The sequence below is a fragment of the Flaviramulus aquimarinus genome, assembly GCF_039543205.1.
Taxonomy (GTDB): Bacteria; Bacteroidota; Bacteroidia; order Flavobacteriales; family Flavobacteriaceae; genus Flaviramulus_B; species Flaviramulus_B aquimarinus.
Genome location: NZ_BAABJH010000001.1, coordinates 742367 through 766313, shown reverse-complemented (window position 1 = coordinate 766313; position 23947 = coordinate 742367). Strand labels below are relative to the sequence as shown.

The following is a 23947-nucleotide window of genomic DNA, read 5'->3' as shown; positions in this document are numbered from 1 at the left end:
GATGTTTATTGAGTTTTGGTAGGCATAACTTATCGAGCTTAAGAAACAAAAAATTTCATTTATGAGAAAGTAAGTATGTTGCTTTTTTTATAAATGTTACAACCCCGATTTTTATGCTTTTCAGCTTAAAATAAAAAATCTGTTAGGCTATAAAACCTAACAGATTTGTATAAATATAATTTAATAAAATCAATTATTTAACTCACGACTTCTTTAATTCGCTTTATAGCTTCAATAATTTGTTCTTGAGAAGCAGCATATGATATACGAATACAATCTGGGTTTCCAAAAGCTTCACCAGTAACAGTTGCAACCAGTGCTTCTTCTAATAAATACAAAGAAAAATCGGTAGCATTGTTTATTTTTTTCCCTCTTAATGTTTTTCCGAAGTAATGTGTCACATTTGGGAATACATAAAAAGCACCTTCTGGAGTGTTTGTTTTAAATCCTTCAACATCATTTAATAAATCTAAAATTAAATCACGACGGACTTTAAATTCATCAATCATAAATTGAACACGTGTAGGCGATTCATTTAAAGCAGTAATAACGGCACGTTGTGCAATACAGTTAGCACCACTGGTAATTTGACCTTGCATCTTGTTGCAGGCACGTGCTATTTTTTCTGGAGCACCAATGTATCCGATACGCCACCCAGTCATAGCAAAGGCTTTTGAAACGCCATTTACTGTAATGGTATTGTTGTACATGTCGTCAAATTCAGCCATGCTGGCATGACCTTCACCATAGTTTATATGTTCATAGATTTCATCAGAAACCACATAAATATTAGGATATTTTACTAATACATCTGCTAAGGCTCTTAATTCTGCTTTTGTATAAACAGAACCACTTGGGTTACATGGCGAACTAAACCAAATCATTTTAGTATTTGGAGTAATTGCGGCTTCAAGTTGAGCAGGAGTCATTTTAAAGTCAGTATCAATAGACGTTTTTACCTCTACAGGAACGCCATCATTTAGCTTAACAATATCTGAATAGCTTACCCAGTACGGACAAGGTAAAAGAACTTCATCGCCTTTATTTAATAAAACGCCAGCAATGTTTGCCAAGGCTTGTTTAGCACCAGTTGATACAACAATTTGAGATAATGTGTATGTTAAATTGTTATCACGTTTAAATTTAGTAATAATAGCTTCTTTTAACTCAGCATAACCATCAACCGGAGTGTATGAGTTATAGTTGTCATTAATAGCTTGAATAGCTGCTTCTTTAATAAAGTCTGGTGTGTTAAAGTCAGGTTCGCCTAAGCTTAAACCGATAATATCTTTTCCTTCTCCTCTAAGTTCTCTCGCTTTTGCAGCCATTGCTAACGTTGCAGACGTAGCCATGTTTAAAATTCTATCAGATAATAATTGCATGTAGTTTATTTATATGGTAAATATGAAGTTTAGGCTAAACTAGGTTTTTTTCCCAGTGCCTTTAATTGGTTATAATGTTCTAAAACCGCTTTCGAAAATGTTTTGTATTCATTATAGGGTAAACTAAATTCGTTAGCCGTTTCCTTAACTATTTTTGCTATTTTACGATAATGTACATGACTAACATTGGAAAATAAATGGTGTTCTACTTGTCTGTTTAATCCACCGGTATAAAACTCTGCCAACCAACTTTTTGGTGAAAAATTTGAAGTCGTAAATAATTGATGAATAGCCCAAGTATTTTTTATGTTGCCATCTTTATCTGGTAATGGCATTTCAGTATTAGGCATAACATGAGCTAATTGAAAAATAACACTCAAAATTATTCCTGCAGTATAGTGCATGACTAAGAATCCTATTAAAACTTGCCACCATGCAAAGCCTAGCAACAAAGGTAAGGCCACCCAAATGGCATAATAAACAATTTTTCCAATAATTAACTTGGTCCATTGTGTAGCTGGAGATGGAAGTTTGCCATAAGCCAACTTTCGTTTAAGATACCTGTATGTTTGTGTGAAATCGGTAGTAATTGCCCAGTTTGCAGTTAACAAGCCATATAAAAAGAAGGCGTAATATTTTTGATATTTATGGATTTTAAGCCATTTTGTATGCTTGGAGAAACGAATAATTCTACCAGCATCAATATCTTCATCATGACCCTGAATATTGGTATAAGTATGATGTAATACATTGTGCTGTACTTTCCAGTTATAATCATTTCCAGCTAAAATATAAATACTGCTGCCCATTAATTTATTAACCCATTTTTTGCTTGAAAAAGAGCCATGATTAGCATCGTGCATAACATTCATGCCCACGCCAGCCATACCAATTCCAACAACGACCATTAATAATAGTTGCGCCCAACCAGGTAAATCTACGGTTAAGATAAAAACAACTGGTACTATTAACAAAGCAAACATTACGATGGCTTTGGTATACAATTTCCAGTTTCCAGTACGTTTAATATTATTGTCTTTGAAGTAATCATTAACGCGCTTGTTTAGCGTTTTAAAAAACTTAGCGGAGTCTTTTCTTGAAAATGAAAGTGCTTGTTTAGTCATGCTATTAACTTTAAATATGATTAATAATAAAAATTGCTGATCATACCAGAAGCAAAGATAGGGATAAACCAATTTAAGTAATACTATTTTTTTGTAAAAAAATGTACTTAAAAAGTATATTTTTGTTGAAAATTTAACAGTAATGAAACTTGTTTTTAAGTATTTTCCTAACCTTACGGAAGACCAAATATATAAATTTGAACAATTAGAATCGCTATATCAAGATTGGAATCTAAAGATTAATGTAGTATCTCGAAAGGATATAGACGAACTTTATTTACGTCATGTATTACATGCATTGGGTATTGCAAAAGTAATATCGTTTAACGATGGAAGCAAAATACTTGATGTTGGTACAGGTGGTGGATTTCCTGGAATACCCTTGGCTATTTTATTTCCGGAATGTTCATTTCATTTAGTGGATAGTATTGCTAAAAAATTAAAAGTAGTCGATGAGGTTGTACAAGGTTTAGGATTAGCTAATGTAAAAACAACCCATAGTCGTGTAGAAGACATTGATGGTAAATATGATTTTATAGTGAGTCGTGCTGTAGCTGCAATGCCTACTTTTGTTCATTGGGTTAAGGGTAAAATTGCTAAACAGCAAAATAATGACCTGAAAAATGGAATATTATACTTAAAAGGAGGTGATTTGTCGGAAGAGCTCAAGGATTATAGAACGACAACAATTTATAATTTAAGCGATTATTTTTCCGAAGATTTTTATGAAACCAAAAAAGTTGTGCATTTACCATTAAAATATAGAGGCTAATTACTTCAACTTCACTAATTCATTAACATTATTGTTAAAGTAGAAATACTGATTTTGATACCAATACGTATTCTTGTATTGCTCAATGCTTGTTATTTTTTTTCCAATAGAAAGAATGCCATTGGCTCTTTCAAAACTCAATTTAGCATTAACAGTATTATTTGCTTTAAATTGCGCTATTGCTAGACCTAAGTAAGCGTCAAAATCTGTAGCATCAAATTCAACAGCTTTATGGAAATCTGAAATAGCGTTGTTAAATTTACCCAATAATAGGTTTGAAGCACCTCTATAAAAATAAGCATAAGCATTATTTCTATTCAGTCTTAAAGATTTGGTTAAATCAGCATTCGCTTCTTTATAATAGTTTATCTCCATTAAAAAAACACCACGATTATAATAATTGTCGGCACTAGGTTCAATTAAAATAGCCGTTGAATAATCTTCTAGTGCATTTTGATATCGTTCTAAAACCTTATAAGCAGAGGCTCTTAGTGTATAGGTTTTTGGCTGATTAGGTACTGCTTTAATAACACTGCTAAAATCTTTTATAGCATTTTCATAATCTTCTAAATCATATTTTACACAAGCTAAGCTATACAAAGCGTCTATAAAGTTTTTATCAAGCATAAACGCTTTGGCATAATCGGCTTTTGCACCTGTAAAATCTTTTATGCTGTATTTAGAATTACCTCTGTTGTAATAAGTGTCTGCATCGGGTTCATCAACAATTATTTTAGAATAATCTGCAATCGCTCCATGATAATCGCCTAAATCATTTTTAGCAATCGCCCGATAAAAATAAGCATCGAGATTTTTGGGTTCTAATTCGATAACTTTAGAAAAAAGCTCTATTTTTTGATTCAAATCTGCCGACCTAATTGCTTTTCTGTATAATTTATTGGCTTGCCCAAAAGAAAGTAAAGGAATAACAGTTAATAAAGTGAGTAATAGTCTTTTCATTAGCAAAATTTAAACAACAAAAAACATGCCGTTTTAAAAAAGATTAAAGTTAGTAATATTTATTACATATTTTAAGTTGAAAATATTTTTTGTGCTAATTAATAACTGTCTTGACATATACAAATTTATATAAGTAGTATATATCTTTCATTATAGTTTTTAAGAAAGTATAAACTTACTTATTGTTTGATAAAAATGCATTTCATCGATGTTAAATTGCATTATGTCGATATTTTTTTTATCATTGCATAGCGATTTTAATAAAATTGTTAGTCTCTCAACTTAAATTAACGCCCTAAATTAAATTTAGATGAGAAATTCTATACCTATTAATTTTTTGCAAATTAAAATTTGCTTGTTTTTTTTATTAATAAGTTTTTTTGCTAATTCACAAGTCATACAAGTAGAAATAATTGGTGGAGCTATTGTTACTGATGGATCAACCGTAACAATTAATGCCGGTAGTGCTTTGGATTTTAGTATAACAAATACCTCAAGTGGGTGTACTAGACTTAGAGTTGATGGTGTAAGTATTAGTAATACTACAGACTTTTCATTGAACGGTTATAACAATCTTGGGAGAGATGTACGATCTCAAGGCTGTCAAAATTGGAAAAAATACTCAGAGTTTGAAGTGTCAAACATTAGCGGAAGTTGTACTACAGCAAGTACTACGGTAACTATTGAACTAAGAAATCAAGCCGATTTTACGTTTACACTACAGGTTAATGCCTCCCCAGAAATATATGTTTTTGGTGCAAGTTTTCCTAATGGCGATATTTTTCATGGTGATACAACAACATCTGATGACAATAACACCTATTTTGGAGTTGTCGATGAAGGAGCTTCAGTTACAAGAACTTATGTCGTCGCCAATATTGGTAGTTGCGATTTAGATATCACGGCCTTAGCAAGTACAAATTCTGATTTTGCAGTATCATCGCCATACCCCATTCCTTGGTTAGGATTAGATCCATATTTTTATATTGTAATAGATGTAACATTTACAGCACCTGTAGCAGGTACAGGAACGCAATCTTCAGTCATTAGCATTAGTAATACTGATAATACAACATTTACTTTTACGGTTGAAGCAGAAATGTTTAACGAAAACATTCCAGGCCCTGGAGGTATTACAGCCGATTTTAGATTGTGGTTAAAATCCACAAGAGGTATTGTAGAAAGCGGCGGTAAGGTTTCTGAATGGCAAGATTTAGGGTCTAATGATAAAGATGCTACCCAAGCGATTTCAGCAAAACAACCAACATATAGCAATGTTGATGAAGATAATATTAATTTCAATCCAGTTATCAAGTTTGAAAATGATGGTGCAACTGTAGAACAATATTTAGAGAATACTTCAAATGGTTTTTATAGTCAAGATATTTTTATAGTTATGGTACCCGATGCCACTATGACGAGTGCATCTGCTAGAAACACCATTTTTGCAGGAATAGATTCAGGAAGTGCTGGTGATATGACAGGCGTCGGTTTTGGTAATTATTCATCAGAATTTACTAATGAAACGTTATCATATAACCAAGATATTCCTGGAGGTGGAAGTTATAATGGTGAAGCAGAAATTAGTTCCACCTATTCTACAGCAGGTATTATAAATGTTCGTAATAATACAGCTTCATCACCAACAGGTCAGGATATTTTATATAATTCATCTGTATTAACAACATCTAATGTTAGTGATGTTTCGTTTGCTAATGTTGGATCTCCTGGTCCACCTACCGTATTAGGTACAGAATATTGGATTGGTAGAAACTTTGATGTACAAGGAAGTTTAAATGGACGTGTAGCTGAAATATTTACATTTGCCGAACGTGTACCAGATGCAGATCGTCAAAAAATTGAATCGTATTTAGCTATAAAATATGGTATCACTTTAGGGACTTCAACTGAGGCTCAGAAAAATTATATCAATTCATTTGATGATATCGTTTGGGATATTACTGCAAATTCTGGATATAATTATCATGTTGCTGGAATAGGAAGAGACTCCATTTCAGATTTAAATCAAAAACAATCAAAAACATTAAATTTAGTTAATGAGGTTTCTATAGGACTAGGCGGTGTGTATACAACTAATAGCTCTAATACAAATGAGTTTGAAAAAGACGGCGATTTTTTGGTATGGGGAAACAATAATGCTGCTTTTTCCGGCACAAGTACAAATACGGTTACAGTAGCAACTGGTGTCACAACATCATTGACACGTATTGATAGAAAATGGAAAATAGTAGAAACAAATGACCATGTAAATGGCGATGTAGAAACGGTTTATATTACCATTCCATCCGCTGCATTTAGTGGTTTTTCAAAGCTGTCTACTGAAGAGTATGCCTTAATAGTTGCAGATAATGCAAATTTTGCTAATGCCGATATCATTGATGTTATTCCATTAAGGTCATTAGATGCTGGAGTAACATTACAAACATGGTATGATTTTGACGGCACTAAATTTTTTACCTTTGGAAAGGTTTCTAATCTAGCTGAAAGCCATTCCGTTAGTTTTGCCTCTGGAGATTATATGGTTGGTGAATACAGCTTGAATTTAAATACAGATAATTTTTCAATTTCAGCATGGATTAAATGTGCAGCAAATGCCAGTGACAGAACCGTTATGGCAAAAGGAGAAAAATTACAAATTCGATTAAATAGTTCAGGAAACGTTGAAGTTTATATTGATGATGATACAACGCCCAAGTTTACTTCTAATATAGATTTAGATGATGGTTTGTGGCACCATACAGCTTATATATATGATAGCGGAACGCTGTTGATGTATGTGGATGGCGTTTTAGATAAATCTGTACAAGATGTTGTACATCCATCACCTAATTCTAATAATTACTCAGTAGGAGCACTTTATATTGATAAAGGGAATGTTACAAACCCCATATTAGGAGAACTTGATGAGATTTATGTTTGGGATATTGAACTTACACAAGATCAGGTCCGTTATGTTATGAATCAAGAATTAGAACGATTTGATGTTAGTGGTACAGATTATACAAGTGGTAAAATATTACCACAAGCAGCATCAAGCAATGAAATTTCAAGTATACCCTGGAGCAATTTAAGGGTGTATTATGATTTTAATTCTTTTTATGGTTCAACGACAGAAGGTTTAACTGATGAACGCTTCTTTTTAAGATTAAATTATTTAGATAAAGATAAAGAACTACTCGATTCTCAAACAGCACCATTGCCTTATATTTCAGCCAATAGTGGCGCGTGGGACACTGCTTCAACTTGGAGTAATAATGCCGATCAAGTTATACCAAATTCGTTAAGCTTAGATGGTTCAACTATAGTGGATTGGAATATTGTACAAGTTGAACATGATATTTCTTCTGGTGATAGAAATCTCGCTCTTTTAGGACTCATACAAACAACAGGAACATTAACTATTGCAGATCCACTTGATGCGCAAGACGAAACAAATTCTGGACAAGGCCTAACCATATCACATTATTTAGAATTAGATGGTGTTATAGATTTAGTAGGAGAATCACAATTGTTACAGTATGAAGGCAGTATTATTGATGCCGATAGTGGTGGTTATATTGAAAGAGATCAACAAGGTACCGCTAACGGATTTAATTATAATTACTGGTCATCATCAGTGGGACCTATGGGCGGCAATACAGCAACAAGAGGTACAGGTGTTTCCAATACAAATTCAAATTATGCTATTGAGGACGTTTTGAATGATGGAACGGTCTCTGGATTGTATCAAAGTCTTTTATACAGTACTTCTCCAGATGGAAGTGGTATAGCACCTCCTCCAGGTTTTGCAAGAACCATCAGTACAGCTTGGTTGTATAAATTTTATGGTGCAGCTGATGATTATAATGCTTGGGGTAAGATAGATGAAACATCATCTTTACTCCCAGGTGAAGGATATACTATGAAAGGAACATCGGGAGCGGTGTCAATTTCAGCAGATCAAAATTATGTATTTGTAGGCTTACCAAATAACGGTGATATTACTTTAGAATTGGACAAAACTTCTGGTGAGGTTGAAAGGCTTATTGGAAATCCGTATCCATCAGCTATGGATGCTACGGAGTTTATACTAGATAATATGAGTATTGCAGACGGAGGAAACAATGCTACCGGAACTATTTTTAATGGCGCCTTATATTTTTGGGATCATTTTGGTGAAGAAAACTCACATGCTCTTGTGAATTATGTTGGAGGCTATGCTACACGTAACTTAACAGGTGGTGCAGTAGCCATATCAAACGATGCTAGAATTAATGATGATTTATCTTCAGGAACCAAAGTTCCGGGGCAATATATTCCAGTTAATCAAGGTTTCTTTGTGTCAACAGCTTTAGATGGTTTTGATAATGATAATGCTACACTATTATTAACAGTTGATGGTGGAGATATTGTATTTAAAAATAGCCAACGTGTTATTGCTAGCGAAGATGGATCCTCATCAATGTTTCTAAAATCTGGCGGCGGTAAAGAAAGTAAGACATCAGCAGCAAATAATAATGATACTATGCAAAGGATTAAACTTATGTACGATTCTCCGTTAGGTTACCATAGGCAAATAGTTATTGGCGCAGATGTAAATGCATCTACCGATTTTGATATGGGGTATGATGCTTTTATGGCCGATATCGGTGAGGAAGATATGTATTGGACTTTTAATGATAATAAATTTGTAATTCAAGGGGTTGATAAATTTGATGAAAATCAAGAATTCTCTTTAGGATTAATTGTTAAAGAAGCTGGAATAGCTAGTATTAAAGTTGATGAATTGGAAAATATTGATGATAGTATGTTGTTGTTTATTAATGATAAAACTACAAATGAAACCTTTGAAATTAATAATAAATCCTTTGATATATTTTTAGAACCTGGAGAGTATAATGATAGATTTCAACTCGTTTTTAGTAGCACATTATTAGAAGTTGATGAAATCGATAATATTATTAATGGTATTAGGGTTTATTATGATACAAAATCCTCTGAATTGAAGGTGCTTAACAAGAACAACGTATTTATCTCTAATATTAGTATTTATAATATTTTAGGGCAAAATATAAATGAATTTAAGTTAAAATCGTCAAAAGATGAATCCATTAAACTCAATTTAAAAACTGGTATTTATATTTTAGATATTAATACAGAAAACGGAGAGTTAAGCAAAAAAATAATTATCGAATAGTTGTGTTAATTTAGTTTGAAGTTACTTTTAATACTTTAAAAAGAGGCAAAAAAAACTTTTCTTTGGTGGTTGGAATTTAACAATTAGTTTTCGGTCTTTTTTGAAAATTTTATGTAGTTTATTTTCGATTATTATTATAATAAAGTATAAAGAGACCATCTTTTTTTAAGATGGTCTCTTTATAGTAATATGATTTGGCTTCCCGATTACGAGACTCCTGTTTTTACAGGAAATTGTTTTACTCTCCTAAAAAAGGATATCTATAATCCGTAGGTGTTACAAACGTTTCTTTAATCATTCTAGGAGATACCCAACGTAATAAGTTTTGAGCACTACCAGCTTTATCGTTAGTTCCTGATGCTCTAGCGCCACCAAATGGTTGTTGACCTACCACAGCGCCAGTTGGTTTATCGTTAATATAAAAGTTTCCAGCTGCGTTTTGTAATGCTTCTGTTGCTTGCGTTACCGCATATCTGTCTTTAGATAGTATAGCACCTGTTAGTCCATATTCGCTAGTATCATCCACCAATTTTAAAGTTTCAGCGTAAGCGTCATCCTCATAAACATAAATAGTGATTACTGGACCAAAAAGTTCAGTACACATCGTTGTATATTTTGGGTCTTGAGCTACAATAACTGTAGGTTCTATAAAGTAACCTTTACTTTTATCGTAGTTACCACCAACTATAATGTTTGCATCAGCATCATTTTTAGCACCGTCAATATATTTTGCTAGTTTATCAAAAGAACCTTCATGGATTACCGCTGTAATAAAATTGCTCATATCTTCTGGCGAACCCATTTTAAATGACTTCACATCCTCAATAACGTATTTTTTTACATCAGCCCAAAGGCTTTTTGGAATATAAGCTCTGGATGCTGCACTACATTTTTGACCTTGAAACTCAAAAGCACCTCGAACAATAGCTGTTGCGACTTGCTTTGCGTTAGCCGATTTATGGGCTACAATGAAATCTTTACCGCCAGTTTCTCCCACAATTCTTGGGTAGGTTTTATAGTTATGGATGTTGTTTCCTATTTGTTTCCAAAGTTCTTTAAAGATAAAAGTTGAACCTGTAAAGTGTAGTCCTGAAAAATCAGGACTTGCCATTACGGTATTGGTAATCATAACCGGGTCGCCAAAAACAACGTTAATAACTCCAGGAGGAACACCAGCTTCTTCAAAGACATCCATAATGACTTTAGCAGAATAGACTTGGCTATCACTAGGTTTCCAAACCACAACATTACCCATTAAAGCCATACATGCTGGTAGATTTCCAGCAATAGCCGTAAAATTAAACGGTGTTACGGCATAGGTAAAGCCTTCTAATGGACGGTATTCAATACGGTTCCATGCATCGCTTGTGCTTTCTGGTTGCTCTGTATAAATATCTGTCATAAACTGCACATTAAAACGCAAGAAATCTATAAACTCACAAGCTGCATCAATTTCAGCTTGATGAATGGTTTTAGATTGCGCAATCATGGTTGCAGCATTAATCTTGGCACGATAAGGACCAGCAATGAGTTCTGCAGCTTTTAAAAAGATTCCTGCGCGTTGTTCCCAAGGTATTTGAGACCAGGTTTTTCTAGCTTCTAAAGCTGTAGAAATAGCATCATCAATATGAGATTGTTCTGCTAAGTGATACGAACCAACAATATGTTGATGGTCATGTGGTGGCGACATGGTTCTGGTGTTTCCAGTTTTAACATCTTCACCGTTGATATATAAAGGCACATCAATTTTACTATTAAACATATCCTTATAAGTCTTAAGTACTGCATGACGTTCTGGTGATCCAGGTGCATAAGATTTTACAGGTTCGTTAACAGCGATTGGTACACTAAAAAAGCCTTTTCCCATGATTTTTGATTTTTCGTTATTGAATTTTCAGTAAATGTGGTACAAATTTACGAATTATTAAATGATAATTTGAATTAAGAGGGTCTTAAAAGTGTATTAAATTTTATTTATTTTTTGTAAGTTGTCAATCCGTTTATAGACTACATTTTTTATGTGTACAGTAACCCTTATTCTTAAAAAGAATCGTGATTTTGTGTTAACCTCAAATAGAGATGAAGCACCAGAAAGAGTGTCGCTAGAGCCCGATTTTTATACTATTAACAATACTAAATTATTGTTTCCCAAAGATAAAAAGGGAGGTACCTGGATTGGTGTTAGTGAAAAAAATCGAGTTGTTTGTGTGTTAAACGGCGGATTTTTAAAACATGAACGAAAGTCAAGTTATAGCAAGAGTCGAGGCATTGTGGCTAAAGATTTTATGGTAGCTAAAAATGTTTTAAATACTGTTGAGAGTTATAAACTCGAAGGTGTTGAACCATTTACTATGGTTATTGTAGACTGGAACGCTACTTTAAGATTTTATGAATTGGTATGGGATGGTAGAGAGAAACATTTTAGACAATTGCCTTTAAAACCTAAAATTTGGTCATCTACAACCTTGTATGATGAGAATATGAAACAGGAACGATTGCTTTGGTTTGCTGTTTTTAGAATTGATAATGAATTAAATGCAGAGACACTATTGCATTTTCATAAAGTAGCAGGTCATGATAATGATGACTATGGTGTTGTGATGGATCGTGGTTTTGTAAAGACCACTAGTATTACTCAAGTTGAAAAACGCTCTGGAGTTGTAAATATGCGTTATGAAAATCTTGAAAACAACACCGTTATAGATCAAGTGTTTAATCTTCAGAAATAGTCAATGGATAATACAGGTATTATTTTAACATTGGCGTATCCAGATACTATAGTCATGGTTTCTGAAGAATGGTTTTCTCCGTATTTACGATTTATTGGTGTTGGTAAAAAGGATTATTTGCGTGCTGGTCATGCCGCTTTGGTGTTGATTGATAAAGACACTGGTGTTTTAGAATATCATGATTTTGGACGCTATATTACTTCAGAACCTAACGGACGGGTTCGTGGTAGCGACACCGATAACGAATTGCATTTTCCATTAAAAGCTGAAATACAAAATAATACAATAACCAATTTAGATGCTATTTTAGAGTTTTTGGCAACGCATCCTAAATTAACACATGGCGATGGTAAATTAGTGGCTTCGGTGTGCCATGCGGTTAATTACAAAAAAGCACGAACACACATTACCAACATGCAGAATAAGCATTTTATAAGGTATGCAGCTTTTATAAAAGAAGCTTGTAATTGTGCACGATTTGTAACGGACACTTTAATTGCTTCGGTAACCGATTCTAAAATAAAGAAGTGTCTTAAAAGCTCTAAATGGTTTACACCAAGTACAGTTGGAAATGTGTTGCTTGCAGATACTGAAAATTATCCTTATGAGGTTTCAGAAACAGGTATGATTTCAGAATTTAAGGGATCTCAAAAAAGTGAAAATATTCGTTGTTTTTTAGATAGATTGAAAGACCACAACGTGAATTTGATTGGTACTCAAAAACCAAAACCTGTTGAAGGTTTGCATGAACAAGCTCAATGGTTGTCTGGTATTGCTGCTGGAGCTTGGTTTGAGTTACATAAAACTGGGCATGATGTGGTATATTATTTTAAGCGTATTTCACCTTATGGTCATATTGATATACATGATAAGTTTGTTGTTGAAGACGATACGTTCGATTATGATTTAGAATTTGAATTTATACATTATTCAAACTGTAAATTTTTTCATCTGAAGCAGCATGGAAAGATTTTTAGGTTTGAACGGGTTGAGTGATAGTATTTTAAAAGCGTTTTTATTTTCTTCTTTTGTTTGCAAGTAACGTGCACTGTTTATGGCTTAGTCAGGTGCGCCTCACGAGTAGACATAATTGCACCTTATTTGCTATACAGGGTTTCGTGTGGAGTTATTTTAGACTCGAGTAAATATAGTATAAATTGGCGAGGTGCAATTAACAATGGGCATTGAAATATAATTAGTAGAAAAGGAGCGTTTGCAAAACGCAATTTTACTTGCCGTAGGCAATTACATAGCATCACGCATATATGTGCAGTTAATGAGAAGATATAAAAAATGATTAAACTATATTAATTTGTTTATATGGAAGGGGTTATAAAGGTTTTAGACTTGCGTATTTTGTGTATAAAAATTATGAATACTTACGATTTGATATATAAAATACATAACAAATAAAAAGGTTCAATGATATCTTTTGAGTAAGATAATTATAGGGGGGGAAGTTAGTTTGAAAATTTGTAGTTTTTAGGCTATGTTTAGCTTAACATAGAGAATAAACTAGTTTATAGCAAAAGGCGCACTCAATTTAAAGGTAGGAATGGTAACTTTAAACTTTTTGGTTGTGGTAAAATTTACCATGTTATAATGCCCTTGCATAGCACCAAATGGCGAGGTAAGTAAACAGCCCGATGTATAAGTATGAGATTCACCTGGTTTTAAAACAGGTTTTTTACCAATAACACCTTCGCCAGTTACGGTTTCAATATTATTTAAAGCATCTAAAATTTCCCAGTGGCGTGCATTAAGTTGTACAGAATCTTTACTTTGGTTTTCTATGGTAACCGTATAACCAAAGGCGTACTGTATTTTATAATTTTTATAAAACGAGCCCTCGAAAGTAGTTTCTACCGAAATTTTTATGCCTTTTGTTACTTGTTGAACCATGTTAAGTATTGATACACCATGTGTTTACGCGTGCTAAAATAATAAATATTAAGTGGTTAACGAAAATATTAACACGATTGATATAAAAATTAGATGAAATGCATTTTTAGCCTATGTTATTTATTAAATATACATTATAGCTAGGTATTGTGGTGTTCTTTTTTGTATGTAAGTCGGTTTTAATTCGAGATGTTAACGGAATTGCCTTCGCCAATGCCAATAATTTTATCGAATCGAGCACCTAAATCTCTGTAATATACCAGAACTTTATAGTTGTTTTCGGTTTGGTAGTAGTTTCCGCCAATAAAACCTTCATCTATAAGACCATCCTTATTGAGTACAACAAATTTATAATTATAAAACCCTTGCTTAAGCAACATGGCGTTTTGGAAAATATTGTATTGGGAGTTGTATTGCAATTTGGTGCTATCATCAATAGCATAGTTATTAAAATTGCCGTAAACGTGAATAGACTTGTCTTTTAATGCTTCGCTAGCTTTTAAAGAAAAGTGGATCCAAACATAGTCAGCTTCAATACTTGGGTTTTCAGCATCAAGATTTAAAATAACATAGTTACCGTTTATATCGGGGTTGTAGGTATAGGGATTATTGGCCCTTTCAATATTGGTAAATAAATAATTATGGTACAAATCTTTTAAATCTATGGATTGAATACCTGTATTTGCTGCACGAACATCTTTGTTTTCAAAATAGAAATATTCGTTTCCACCCCAAAAACTGGTTTCGGTATCATATTTATAGATGAGTTGATTGCCTATAGTATATTGCGGTTTTAAGTTTGAAATAGCTGTATTTAAATTGTTGTTCTGAACAATAACGACTTTTACTGTTTGTAAAGGGTTGTTAAACTGCATATTTTTTGATGAAATAACAATATCAACACGTTGTTTTTCTTCAATAAATTGAACATCGCGTGAGCGTTTTATATTAACTCCAACATCCGTTTTATCCTCGTAAATCATAAATTTTCTTGAAAAAACAAGTTCACCATCGTTATCGTAAACGGAAAGCATGTAATTTCCAGAAACACGAAGTCCTTTTGTAAATTGATTTGGAATGGTAAGTCTATAATGTGAGTAAATCTGATAGGTGTTAAATGAGTTTTCATAATCACGGATGCGCTGGTTGTCAAAGCCCTCCATATATTCCGATTTAATTAAAACGGAAGGTGACCAATCATAATTAAAATGTTCAATTTTATAGTAAAAATCTTCTTCATCGCCATTTAAAGCATCAAATTCTAAAACCACATATTCACCAAGCTTTAAAATGGGTAATTGTGTTTCTGGAGTGTCTCCTCTAAAATTAATGGTTTTTATGTAATCAGGCGGATTAACTTCATCTATTTGAGAAAAAAGCACCGTGGGAATTAAAACAAATGCAAATAATAAAAAGGGCTTAAATGTCATCAAAAAATAAGGTTTTTTTGTAAATATAAACAAATATAGTGCCTAAAACTGAACTTCTTTCAATCCAAATAAATTTCTACAGAATTTATTATGAAAACTGTTTATTTAATTTGTATTTTTGCACCGATTTTTAGACAACTAATTTCAATAAAATAAATATGTCAAACGACATTCGTATTAAAAAAGGTCTGGACATTAAACTTATCGGTGAAGCTGAAAAAACCGTTGAACAAGCGGCAATCAGCAACTACTATACCGTAAGGCCAGAAGATTTTCACGGCGTTATTCCTAAACTTGTAGCAAAAGCAGAGACTTCAGTAAAAGCTGGAGAGACTTTGTTTTACGACAAATCTCATGAAGCCATTAAATTTGCATCACCAGTTTCTGGTAAAATAGTTGGGGTTATTAGAGGACCAAAAAGACGCATTGATGCCATTAAAATTGAAGCTGATAAAACACAATCTTTTCAAGATTTTGGAACGTTTAATGTAGATGCTGCCAAAGCAGAAGGTATTAAAGCACATTTGCTAGCTTCAGGGTGTTGGCCATTTGTAAAACAACGTCCGTATGATGTCATAGCAAATCCAGAAACATCCCCAAAGGCTATATTCGTTTCAGGTTATGCCAGTGCACCATTAGCAGCCGATTTAGATTTTACATTACAAGGTAAAGACGCTGAATTACAAGCGGCAGTAAGTGCTTTAGGGAAACTAACAGAAGGCTCCGTACACGTATCTTTTGGTAGCTCTAGTTCGCCTCTTGCTGGTTTGTCTGGTGTTACAACACATAAGGTTTCAGGACCGCATCCATCAGGCAATGTAGGAACACTTATAAACAAAGTAGATCCCGTTAACAAAGGCGAAGTGGTTTGGACAGTAAACGCTCAAGACCTCGTAGTTATTGGTGAATTGCTCTTAACAGGTAAATTCAATGCGGAACGTGTTGTTGCTTTAGTAGGCTCTTCAGTTGAAAAACCAAGATATTATAAAGCACTAGCAGGAAGCGAAATTTCGACTATAATTAACGATAAAGCTGTTTTAGAAAACAGAAAGAACCGTATTATATCAGGAAACGTTTTAAGCGGAAAGCAAATAAAGCGTGATGGTAGTTTAGATTATTACAGTAATGTGGTATCTGTTATACCAGAAGGCGATGATTATGAGTTGTTTGGGTGGAATAAACCGGTATTTGATAAAGTGTCTACATCAAGAGCTTTAACATTTTCATGGTTAAACCCAAAGAAAAAATACGATTTGAACACCAATACAAATGGTGAGCACAGAGCTTTTGTAACTACAGGAACTTACGAAGAGGTTTTTCCTTTAGATATCTATCCAATGCAAATACTAAAAGCGTGTATGTACCAAGACTTGGATGAAATGGAAGCTTTAGGGATGTACGAAGTGGCTCCTGAAGATTTTGCATTAACAGAGTTTGTATGTGTATCTAAACAACCACATCAAAAAATTATAAGAGCAGGATTAGACTTAATGCTAAAAGAAATAGGATAATGAGTTTAAAGAATAAATTACACATTTTAAAGAGAAAGTATAGAAATAAAAAAATAGCGCCAGCTTTTAATGCGCTACATACATTTTTATACCTGCCAGATGAGACCACACATAATGGAACGCATATCAAAGCAGCCGACGATTTAAAACGTACCATGAACACCGTAATTATGGCCATGGTACCATGCTTATTATTTGGTATGTTTAATGCGGGTTATCAACATCATATAGCTTTAGGTGAAATTCAAGCCGTTACAGGAAGTTTCTTTAGTGCAGAGTTTTGGACATTAGATAACTTTTTGGTTGGTTTTTGGAAAATCTTACCACTAGTTATTGTATCCTATGGTGTAGGATTAGGAATCGAATTCATATTTGCCATTATTAATAAGCACGAAGTAGAAGAAGGATATCTAGTAACAGGAATGTTAGTGCCATTAATTGTACCAGTAGATATTCCATTATGGATGCTTGCTGTAGCAGTTGTTTTTGGAGTTGTTATTGGTAAAGAGGTTTTTGGAGGAACTGGAATGAATATTCTAAATCCTGCATTGACCATTAGAGCCTTTTTATTCTTCGCTTATCCAACTTGGATGTCTGGAGATAAAGTATGGGTTCATGGAGCTGTTGAAAGAGATCAGGCCATTGCTGCAGAACAAAATTTAGATGCCATTTCTGGTGAAACGATTTTAGGTGTTATGGCACAAGGTAAAGAGGTTGCTTATTCTACAGCCGATATGTTCTTAGGATTTATACCAGGTTCCGTTGGCGAAACATCTACAATATTGATTCTTTTAGGAGGTTTGTTTTTAATCTTCTCAAAAATTGGTAGCTGGAGAATTATGCTATCATCTGTTATAGGAGCTATTATAATGGGATTAATCTTCAATCAAGTTGTAGCCGCAGGATGGATAACAGATAGTAGTAAATTTTATGGATTAATGAGTGCACCATTCTGGGAGCATTTAATTATTGGAGGCTTTGCATTTGGTACAGTCTTTATGGCAACCGATCCAGTTACAGCATCTCAAACGAATAAGGGAAAATGGATTTATGGGTTCTTAGTTGGTTTCATTTCAATAATGATCCGTGTATTTAATCCAGCATATCCAGAAGGTGTTATGCTAGCCATTCTATTAATGAATGTATTTGCACCAACCATTGACCACTACGTAGTACAAGGTAATGTGAAGAAAAGAATGAAACGTTTAAAAGTTAAAACAGCATAATTATGTCAGTTAACACAGATAAAAACTCATATACTATAATCTTTGCAGTAGCAATGGTATTAGTTGTAGGTTCGCTATTGGCGTTTACAGCGTCGTCTTTAAGACCTAATATTGATGAGAATAAACGTATGGAAAAGCAACAGAATATTCTGTATGCTATGGGCGTAAATGGAAATGAAGGCACTGGTGACATCACTTTTGTTGGAACCGATAAAGTAGCTAATGAGTTTTCAAAATATATCAAAAAGCAATTAGTTATAGAAGATGGCGTTGCTAAAGAAGATGATACAGCATATTTAATTGATATTAAAAAAGAACAAGCCAAAGCTAAGAATGGGGGAACAAGACGTTTGCCTTTATTTTTAGGAGAAAAAGACGGTGAAACGTTTTACATAGCTCCCATACGAGGAAAAGGGCTTTGGGATGCTATTTGGGGTTATGTAGCTCTAGATGAAAATATGGTTGTACAAGGTGCTTTTTTTGATCATGCTGGTGAAACACCTGGATTAGGAGCTAATATCAAGCAGCGTTATTTTATGGATGATTTTAATGGAGAACGTTTATTAACAGACGCTGGTGTATTTAAAGGTATTACAGTAGCTAAAGGTAATGCAGATCCTAAAAATCAAATAAAAGATGATTATGAAGTTGATGCCTTAGCAGGAGCAACTATTACTGGTGATGGCGTTTCTGCAATGATCAAGAAAGATTTAAAATTATATTTACCTTACTTTAAAACGTTAAAATAATATGGGACTACTTTCAAAAAAAGATGCAAAGTTAATCACAGACCCGTTAGCGGATAATAACCCAATTACTATTCAAGTATTAGGTATCTGTTCTGCTTTAGCAATTACAGCTGAGCTAAAAGCTTCATTAGTAATGGGTATTGCTGTACTTTTTGTTTTAGGTATTGGTAATGTTGTTATTTCTCTAATGCGAAATATCATTCCTTCAAAAATTAGAATTATTGTACAACTAATTGTCGTTGCTGCATTAGTAATTATAGTCGATCAAGTATTAAAAGCTTTTGCTTATGAATTAAGTAAAACCTTATCGGTTTTTGTTGGATTAATTATTACCAACTGTATCATTATGGGGCGTTTTGAAGCTTTTGCTTTAGGTAATGGTCCATGGAAATCATTTTTGGATGGTATTGGAAATGCTTTAGGATATGCTGTTATTCTTTTAATCGTAGGTTTTTTTAGAGAACTATTAGGCTCAGGAACTCTTTTTGGTATTCCAGTACTTGGAGACCCTATTGAGAAAACAGGTGTATATGCTATTGGCTACGAAAATAATGGATTCATGTTAATGCCGCCAATGGCATTAATTGTTGTAGGGTTAATCATTTGGGTACAACGTGGTAGAAATAAAGCATTAATTGAAGATTAATACAAGAGTTATTCTGAATGTATTTTCAGAATCTTAAAAAAATAACGAAATCATTAATGAAATCTTGAAACAAGTTCAAGATTTAAAATAACAAAAACAATGATAGAACACATCGAATTATTTTTCAAGTCAATTTTTATTGATAATATGGTGTTTGCGGTTTTCTTAGGTATGTGTTCATACTTAGCCGTTTCTAAAAAAGTAGCAACAGCTGTTGGTCTTGGTGCAGCAGTAATATTTGTATTGGCCATTACAGTACCTTTAAACTGGTTACTGGACCAATATTTATTGCAACCTGGAGCATTATCTTGGTTAGGCGAAGAATATGTTGATTACGATTTAAGTTTTCTTTCTTTTATCATGTTCATAGCAACCATTGCTACCATGGTACAATTAGTAGAAATAGTTGTTGAGAAATTCTCACCATCATTATATAACTCACTTGGTATATTTTTACCGCTTATTGCAGTAAACTGTGCTATTTTAGGAGGCTCCTTATTCATGCAATCTCGTGAAATTGAATCTCTTGGATTGGCTTTCAATTATGGAGTTTCGTCTGGTATAGGTTGGTTTTTAGCTATTTTAGCTATTGCAGCTATCCGCGAGAAAATAAGATATAGTAATGTTCCTGCACCTTTAAGAGGTTTAGGGATTACATTTATTATTACAGGATTAATGGGAATAGGTTTCTTAAGTTTTGGTGGTATGTTAACGGGAGGTGATGAAGAAGAAAAACCTGCTACAGAAACAGTATTAGAAGTTGAGAAAATAGAAACTGAAAAAGCTAAAGAATTAGCAGAAAACACTAAAACTATAGAGTAGTATGATTTTAGCAGCAGGAACAACAGGAATAGTAATAGCAACAGTCGTAGCGTTTTTATTAATTACGTTAGTACTCGTTAGTTTGTTACTTTTTGTAAAACAAAAATTATCACCATCAGGTCCAGTAAAAATTACTATTAATGGTGAACGTGAAATAGAAGTGGCTTCAGGAGGTAGTTTATTATCTACTCTAGGTGCTCAAAAAATATTCTTACCGTCAGCTTGTGGTGGTGGTGGAACATGTATTCAGTGTGAATGTCATGTATTATCTGGAGGCGGAGAAGCTTTACCAACAGAAACACCTCACTTTTCAAGAAAAGAATTGCAACACGGAGCACGTTTATCATGCCAAGTTAAAGTAAAGCAAGACATGGATATTACCATTCCAGAAGAAGTGTTTGGTATTAAAAAATGGGAAGCTACTGTTGTGCGTAATTATAATGTAGCATCATTTATTAAGGAGTTTGTTGTTGAAATCCCTGAAGATATGGGTTACAAAGCAGGCGGGTATATTCAAATTGAAATTCCACCATGTGAAGTTAAATATTCGGATATGGATATTACAGCACACCCTGAAGAGCATGATACTCCAGACAAGTTTCAAGATGAATGGGATAAATTTAAGTTATGGCCATTAGTAATGAAAAATACAGAAACTATTGAGCGTGCATACTCAATGGCTTCATTTCCAGCTGAAGGACGTGAAATTATGTTAAATGTACGTGTGGCATGTCCACCGTTTGATAGAGCCAAAGGTGGTTGGATGGATGTAAATCCAGGTATTGCATCATCTTATATCTTTAACCAAAAACCAGGTGATAAAGTAACCATTTCTGGGCCTTACGGCGAATTTTTTATCAATGAGTCAGAAAGCGAAATGCTTTATGTTGGTGGTGGAGCAGGTATGGCACCAATGCGTTCACATTTATACCACTTATTCAAAACCTTAAAAACAGGTCGTAAAGTAACTTATTGGTATGGCGGACGTTCTAAACGTGAGCTATTTTATTTAGATCATTTTTATGAGCTAGAAAAAGAGTTTCCTAACTTTAAGTTCTATTTAGCATTATCAGAACCTATGGAAGAAGATAATTGGAAAGTAAAAGAAGATATTGATGCTCCAGGTGATGGATTTGTAGGGTTCATTCACAACTGTGTTATTGATAATTACTTGAGTAAACATGAATCGCCAGAAGATATTGAATTGTATTTCTGTGGACCACCATTAATGAACAAAGCTGTTCAGAAAATGGGAGAAGATTTTGGTATCCCAGATGAGCATATTAGATTTGATGACTTTGGAGGGTAATAAAATAAAGAGTTCTGTTTTTACGGGAATGTAAAAAAACCGACACGAAAGTGTCGGTTTTTTTATGCTAATATATCTGCTATTTTGTAACGTGGTTTTTCATTTTCAAACTCAAATAACTTAGTGTAGTCCATAACATTCGAAACATGATCCATTTTACATAAAAGTTTAACCACTTCAGATAAGCCATTAAATAAAATATCTTTGTCGGTTGGGTTTTTGGGTTTGTCATTTTTAAAATGAAGAGGAAGTTTGTATCCACAAGCTTCTAAAAAAGTAGCTTCTATTTGTAGTAATTCAATAGGCGAATACCCGTTAAATTTTCTACCAAGGTTTTGATGCACTTTACCCACATAATTAAGCTTTAAAGCCCCATGGTAGTCAGAAAGGTTTTTCCAACTATCTGTATGGTCTAAAATGTTTCCAACAGCACATTGCATGCAACATTCGGGGTTTAGCATGTTGTTATGAAAAGCAATATAAAGCTTTCTTAAGGCAGAGACTAAGCGTGTAGACATTTGCATAAATGCAGTAATTTTGACATTAAGTTACTAAAAAAATGTTTTTTTAATGTAAAATAAATCTTAAATTTTCTTTTTGTTGTGGAAATAATCTAATCATTTAGTTAATATATTAGTCTGCTTAATCTAAAATATTTTTAATAAACTTCATCTGATAATAGGTTAATAATATGTTTATATTTTTATAACGAAACAGTTTAAAAATGTAATCAACACATCAACTTTTATATTAAATTTGTATCATGAGTAAGCCACTAACGGAACAAGAATTACATAATCTAGCCATGAATCATGTTGGTAAAGATTTAGAACAGCGCGGTTTTGAGTTTATAGCTGTGAATAGTAAGCTTAAAAAGCACCCTCAATTTGTTTGTATGGATAAAACCAAACAATACTTTTTTGTAATTGTTAGGGCGGTTGTATTACCAGAAAATCCAAATAATTATGATGTAGTTTGGATGGAAAGTTTTAAAAACCATGCTAGAGAAAATGATGCTAAAGTATTATATGCAGGTGTTGGAATTGGTAGTTTAAATGGTGAAAAACAACCTATTTATTTAGATGAGGAATACTTATTGGAATATAATGGTATTCAGGTTTTAGAAACTAATTTGAACTAGAGTTTCATGCTAAAGCAAACATTTATGTTATTTCGAACAAAGCGAGGCACTCCATTACTTATAATGAAGAATTTTGTATTATCGTTATGTGTTTTAACCATTTTTGTTTCATGTAAAAAAGAAAAATTTAAAAACAACAAATTTTCAGGAACTGTTTTTGGAACTAGTTATTCCATTATTTATGATGCTGAAGTCAATTATCAAAATCAATTTGATAGTTTGTTTTATACAATTAATAAATCTTTATCTACCTATCAAACAAATTCAGATATTTCTAAATTAAATAGAAATGAAACCGTTTTTGTAGATGACCATTTTATTAAAGTTTACGATGCTTCAAAAGAAATTTTTAATCTAACGAATGGGGCTTTTGATCCCACCATAGGCAATGTTGTAAATGCCTGGCGATTTGGAGCTGAAAATACTATTAAAAAATTAGATAGTCTTAAAATTGATAGCCTAATGTTTTATGTTGGTTTTGATAAAACATTCAGAATAGCCAATAGTATAACTAAAGCATACCCAAATATGTATTTTGAATTTAATGGCATTGCAAAAGGTTATGGTGTTGATGTTATTGGTAACTATTTAGAGTCTCAAAATGTTAATAATTATTTAGTTGAAATAGGAGGTGAAATTAGAGTAAAAGGTAGAAATGTAGAGAAGCAAACGCCTTGGAAAGTAGGGGTTGAGAATCCAAACTTTGATGGAGAACAGACCATTTTAAAAGCCATTACATTACATGATGAAGCTCTAGCAACTTCAGGAACATACAGAAAGTTTAAAATAGATGAAAATGGAAATCGTTATTCCCATATAATCGATCCTAAAACTGGGTATCCGAGTAAGACAAATTTATTAAGTATTTCCGTTATTGCTAAAAACTGTATGACTGCGGATGCTTACGCCACGGCTTTTAAAGCCATGGGCGTTGAAAAAGTAAAGTCGTTTTTAAAAAGGCATCCAGAACTTAAAGTGTTTTTAATTTTTGAAAACGATGAAAAAGAATTAGAAACCTTATCCTTTAATAACTTTCCTGAACGTTAA

19 protein-coding genes are annotated in these 23947 nt (G+C 33.2%); 12 read left to right on the top strand and 7 right to left on the bottom strand.

Annotated elements, in window-relative coordinates; translation table 11 throughout:
- Positions 1-197: 197 nt before the first annotated feature.
- Positions 198-1382: a pyridoxal phosphate-dependent aminotransferase gene (locus ABD941_RS03480; RefSeq protein WP_345272655.1), complete on the bottom strand. Its 1185-nt coding sequence runs from the start codon at positions 1380-1382 to the stop codon at positions 198-200.
- Positions 1383-1411: 29 nt separating this feature from the next.
- Positions 1412-2506, bottom strand: a complete 1095-nt coding sequence (locus tag ABD941_RS03475) for a fatty acid desaturase family protein (protein WP_345272654.1) — start codon at positions 2504-2506, stop codon at positions 1412-1414.
- A 142-nt stretch (positions 2507-2648) separates the two neighbouring features.
- Here ABD941_RS03475 and rsmG point away from each other — a divergent pair, with 142 nt between their 5' ends.
- Positions 2649-3278: a 16S rRNA (guanine(527)-N(7))-methyltransferase RsmG gene (rsmG, locus tag ABD941_RS03470; protein ID WP_345272653.1), complete on the top strand. Its 630-nt coding sequence runs from the start codon at positions 2649-2651 to the stop codon at positions 3276-3278.
- Here rsmG and ABD941_RS03465 read toward each other — a convergent pair whose 3' ends face one another.
- The gene (locus tag ABD941_RS03465) at positions 3279-4238 is read right to left on the bottom strand and encodes a tetratricopeptide repeat protein (protein WP_345272652.1); all 960 of its coding nucleotides are present in this window, start codon (positions 4236-4238) and stop codon (positions 3279-3281) included. It lies immediately after the preceding gene.
- A 355-nt stretch (positions 4239-4593) separates the two neighbouring features.
- Here ABD941_RS03465 and ABD941_RS03460 point away from each other — a divergent pair, with 355 nt between their 5' ends.
- Positions 4594-9435, top strand: coding sequence for a DUF8202 domain-containing protein (locus tag ABD941_RS03460; RefSeq protein ID WP_345272651.1), 4842 nt, complete (start codon positions 4594-4596; stop codon positions 9433-9435).
- 238 nt (positions 9436-9673) lie between these two features.
- Here the strand turns inward: ABD941_RS03460 and pruA are convergent, their stop codons facing one another.
- Positions 9674-11302 (bottom strand): L-glutamate gamma-semialdehyde dehydrogenase, encoded by a 1629-nt coding sequence (pruA, locus tag ABD941_RS03455; RefSeq protein WP_345272650.1) that lies wholly within the window; start codon positions 11300-11302, stop codon positions 9674-9676.
- A gap of 151 nt (positions 11303-11453) precedes the next feature.
- Here pruA and ABD941_RS03450 point away from each other — a divergent pair, with 151 nt between their 5' ends.
- Both ABD941_RS03450 and ABD941_RS03445 read left to right on the top strand, forming a co-directional pair.
- Positions 11454-12164 (top strand): NRDE family protein, encoded by a 711-nt coding sequence (locus tag ABD941_RS03450; RefSeq protein ID WP_345272649.1) that lies wholly within the window; start codon positions 11454-11456, stop codon positions 12162-12164.
- A 3-nt stretch (positions 12165-12167) separates the two neighbouring features.
- Positions 12168-13160, top strand: a complete 993-nt coding sequence (locus ABD941_RS03445; protein WP_345272648.1) for a DUF6695 family protein — start codon at positions 12168-12170, stop codon at positions 13158-13160.
- A 519-nt stretch (positions 13161-13679) separates the two neighbouring features.
- On the opposite strand, the gene apaG is transcribed toward ABD941_RS03445, so the two are convergent.
- Positions 13680-14066, bottom strand: a complete 387-nt coding sequence (gene apaG / locus ABD941_RS03440) for a Co2+/Mg2+ efflux protein ApaG (protein ID WP_345272647.1) — start codon at positions 14064-14066, stop codon at positions 13680-13682.
- Between the two features lie 179 nt (positions 14067-14245).
- A complete protein-coding gene (locus tag ABD941_RS03435; RefSeq protein ID WP_345272646.1) occupies positions 14246-15496 on the bottom strand; it encodes a type IX secretion system plug protein in 1251 nt (416 codons plus the stop codon).
- 158 nt (positions 15497-15654) lie between these two features.
- Here ABD941_RS03435 and ABD941_RS03430 point away from each other — a divergent pair, with 158 nt between their 5' ends.
- The 6 genes from ABD941_RS03430 to nqrF all read left to right on the top strand — a co-directional run bounded on the left by ABD941_RS03430 (position 15655) and on the right by nqrF (position 21759).
- The gene (locus ABD941_RS03430) at positions 15655-17007 is read left to right on the top strand and encodes a Na(+)-translocating NADH-quinone reductase subunit A (protein WP_345272645.1); all 1353 of its coding nucleotides are present in this window, start codon (positions 15655-15657) and stop codon (positions 17005-17007) included.
- Positions 17007-18233 (top strand): NADH:ubiquinone reductase (Na(+)-transporting) subunit B, encoded by a 1227-nt coding sequence (locus ABD941_RS03425; RefSeq protein WP_345272644.1) that lies wholly within the window; start codon positions 17007-17009, stop codon positions 18231-18233. Before ABD941_RS03430 ends, ABD941_RS03425 begins: the two co-directional genes overlap by 1 nt.
- Before the next feature lie 2 nt (positions 18234-18235).
- Entirely contained in the window at positions 18236-18982 is a 747-nt protein-coding gene (locus ABD941_RS03420) for a Na(+)-translocating NADH-quinone reductase subunit C (RefSeq protein WP_345272643.1), read from the top strand.
- Between the two features lies 1 nt (position 18983).
- Positions 18984-19628, top strand: a complete 645-nt coding sequence (locus ABD941_RS03415) for an NADH:ubiquinone reductase (Na(+)-transporting) subunit D (RefSeq protein WP_345272642.1) — start codon at positions 18984-18986, stop codon at positions 19626-19628.
- A 99-nt stretch (positions 19629-19727) separates the two neighbouring features.
- A complete protein-coding gene (gene nqrE, locus ABD941_RS03410; RefSeq protein WP_345272641.1) occupies positions 19728-20450 on the top strand; it encodes an NADH:ubiquinone reductase (Na(+)-transporting) subunit E in 723 nt (240 codons plus the stop codon).
- A 1-nt stretch (position 20451) separates the two neighbouring features.
- Positions 20452-21759 carry an NADH:ubiquinone reductase (Na(+)-transporting) subunit F gene (gene nqrF / locus ABD941_RS03405; protein WP_345272640.1) on the top strand — a complete coding sequence of 436 codons (1308 nt, stop codon included), beginning with the start codon at positions 20452-20454 and terminating at the stop codon, positions 21757-21759.
- Between the two features lie 62 nt (positions 21760-21821).
- Here the strand turns inward: nqrF and ABD941_RS03400 are convergent, their stop codons facing one another.
- Positions 21822-22283: a Na(+)-translocating NADH-quinone reductase subunit F gene (locus ABD941_RS03400; protein WP_345272639.1), complete on the bottom strand. Its 462-nt coding sequence runs from the start codon at positions 22281-22283 to the stop codon at positions 21822-21824.
- A 239-nt stretch (positions 22284-22522) separates the two neighbouring features.
- Here ABD941_RS03400 and ABD941_RS03395 point away from each other — a divergent pair, with 239 nt between their 5' ends.
- Together ABD941_RS03395 and ABD941_RS03390 are read left to right on the top strand one after the other, a co-directional pair.
- A complete protein-coding gene (locus ABD941_RS03395; protein WP_345272638.1) occupies positions 22523-22900 on the top strand; it encodes a Na(+)-translocating NADH-quinone reductase subunit F in 378 nt (125 codons plus the stop codon).
- A 24-nt stretch (positions 22901-22924) separates the two neighbouring features.
- Entirely contained in the window at positions 22925-23947 is a 1023-nt protein-coding gene (locus ABD941_RS03390) for an FAD:protein FMN transferase (protein WP_345272637.1), read from the top strand.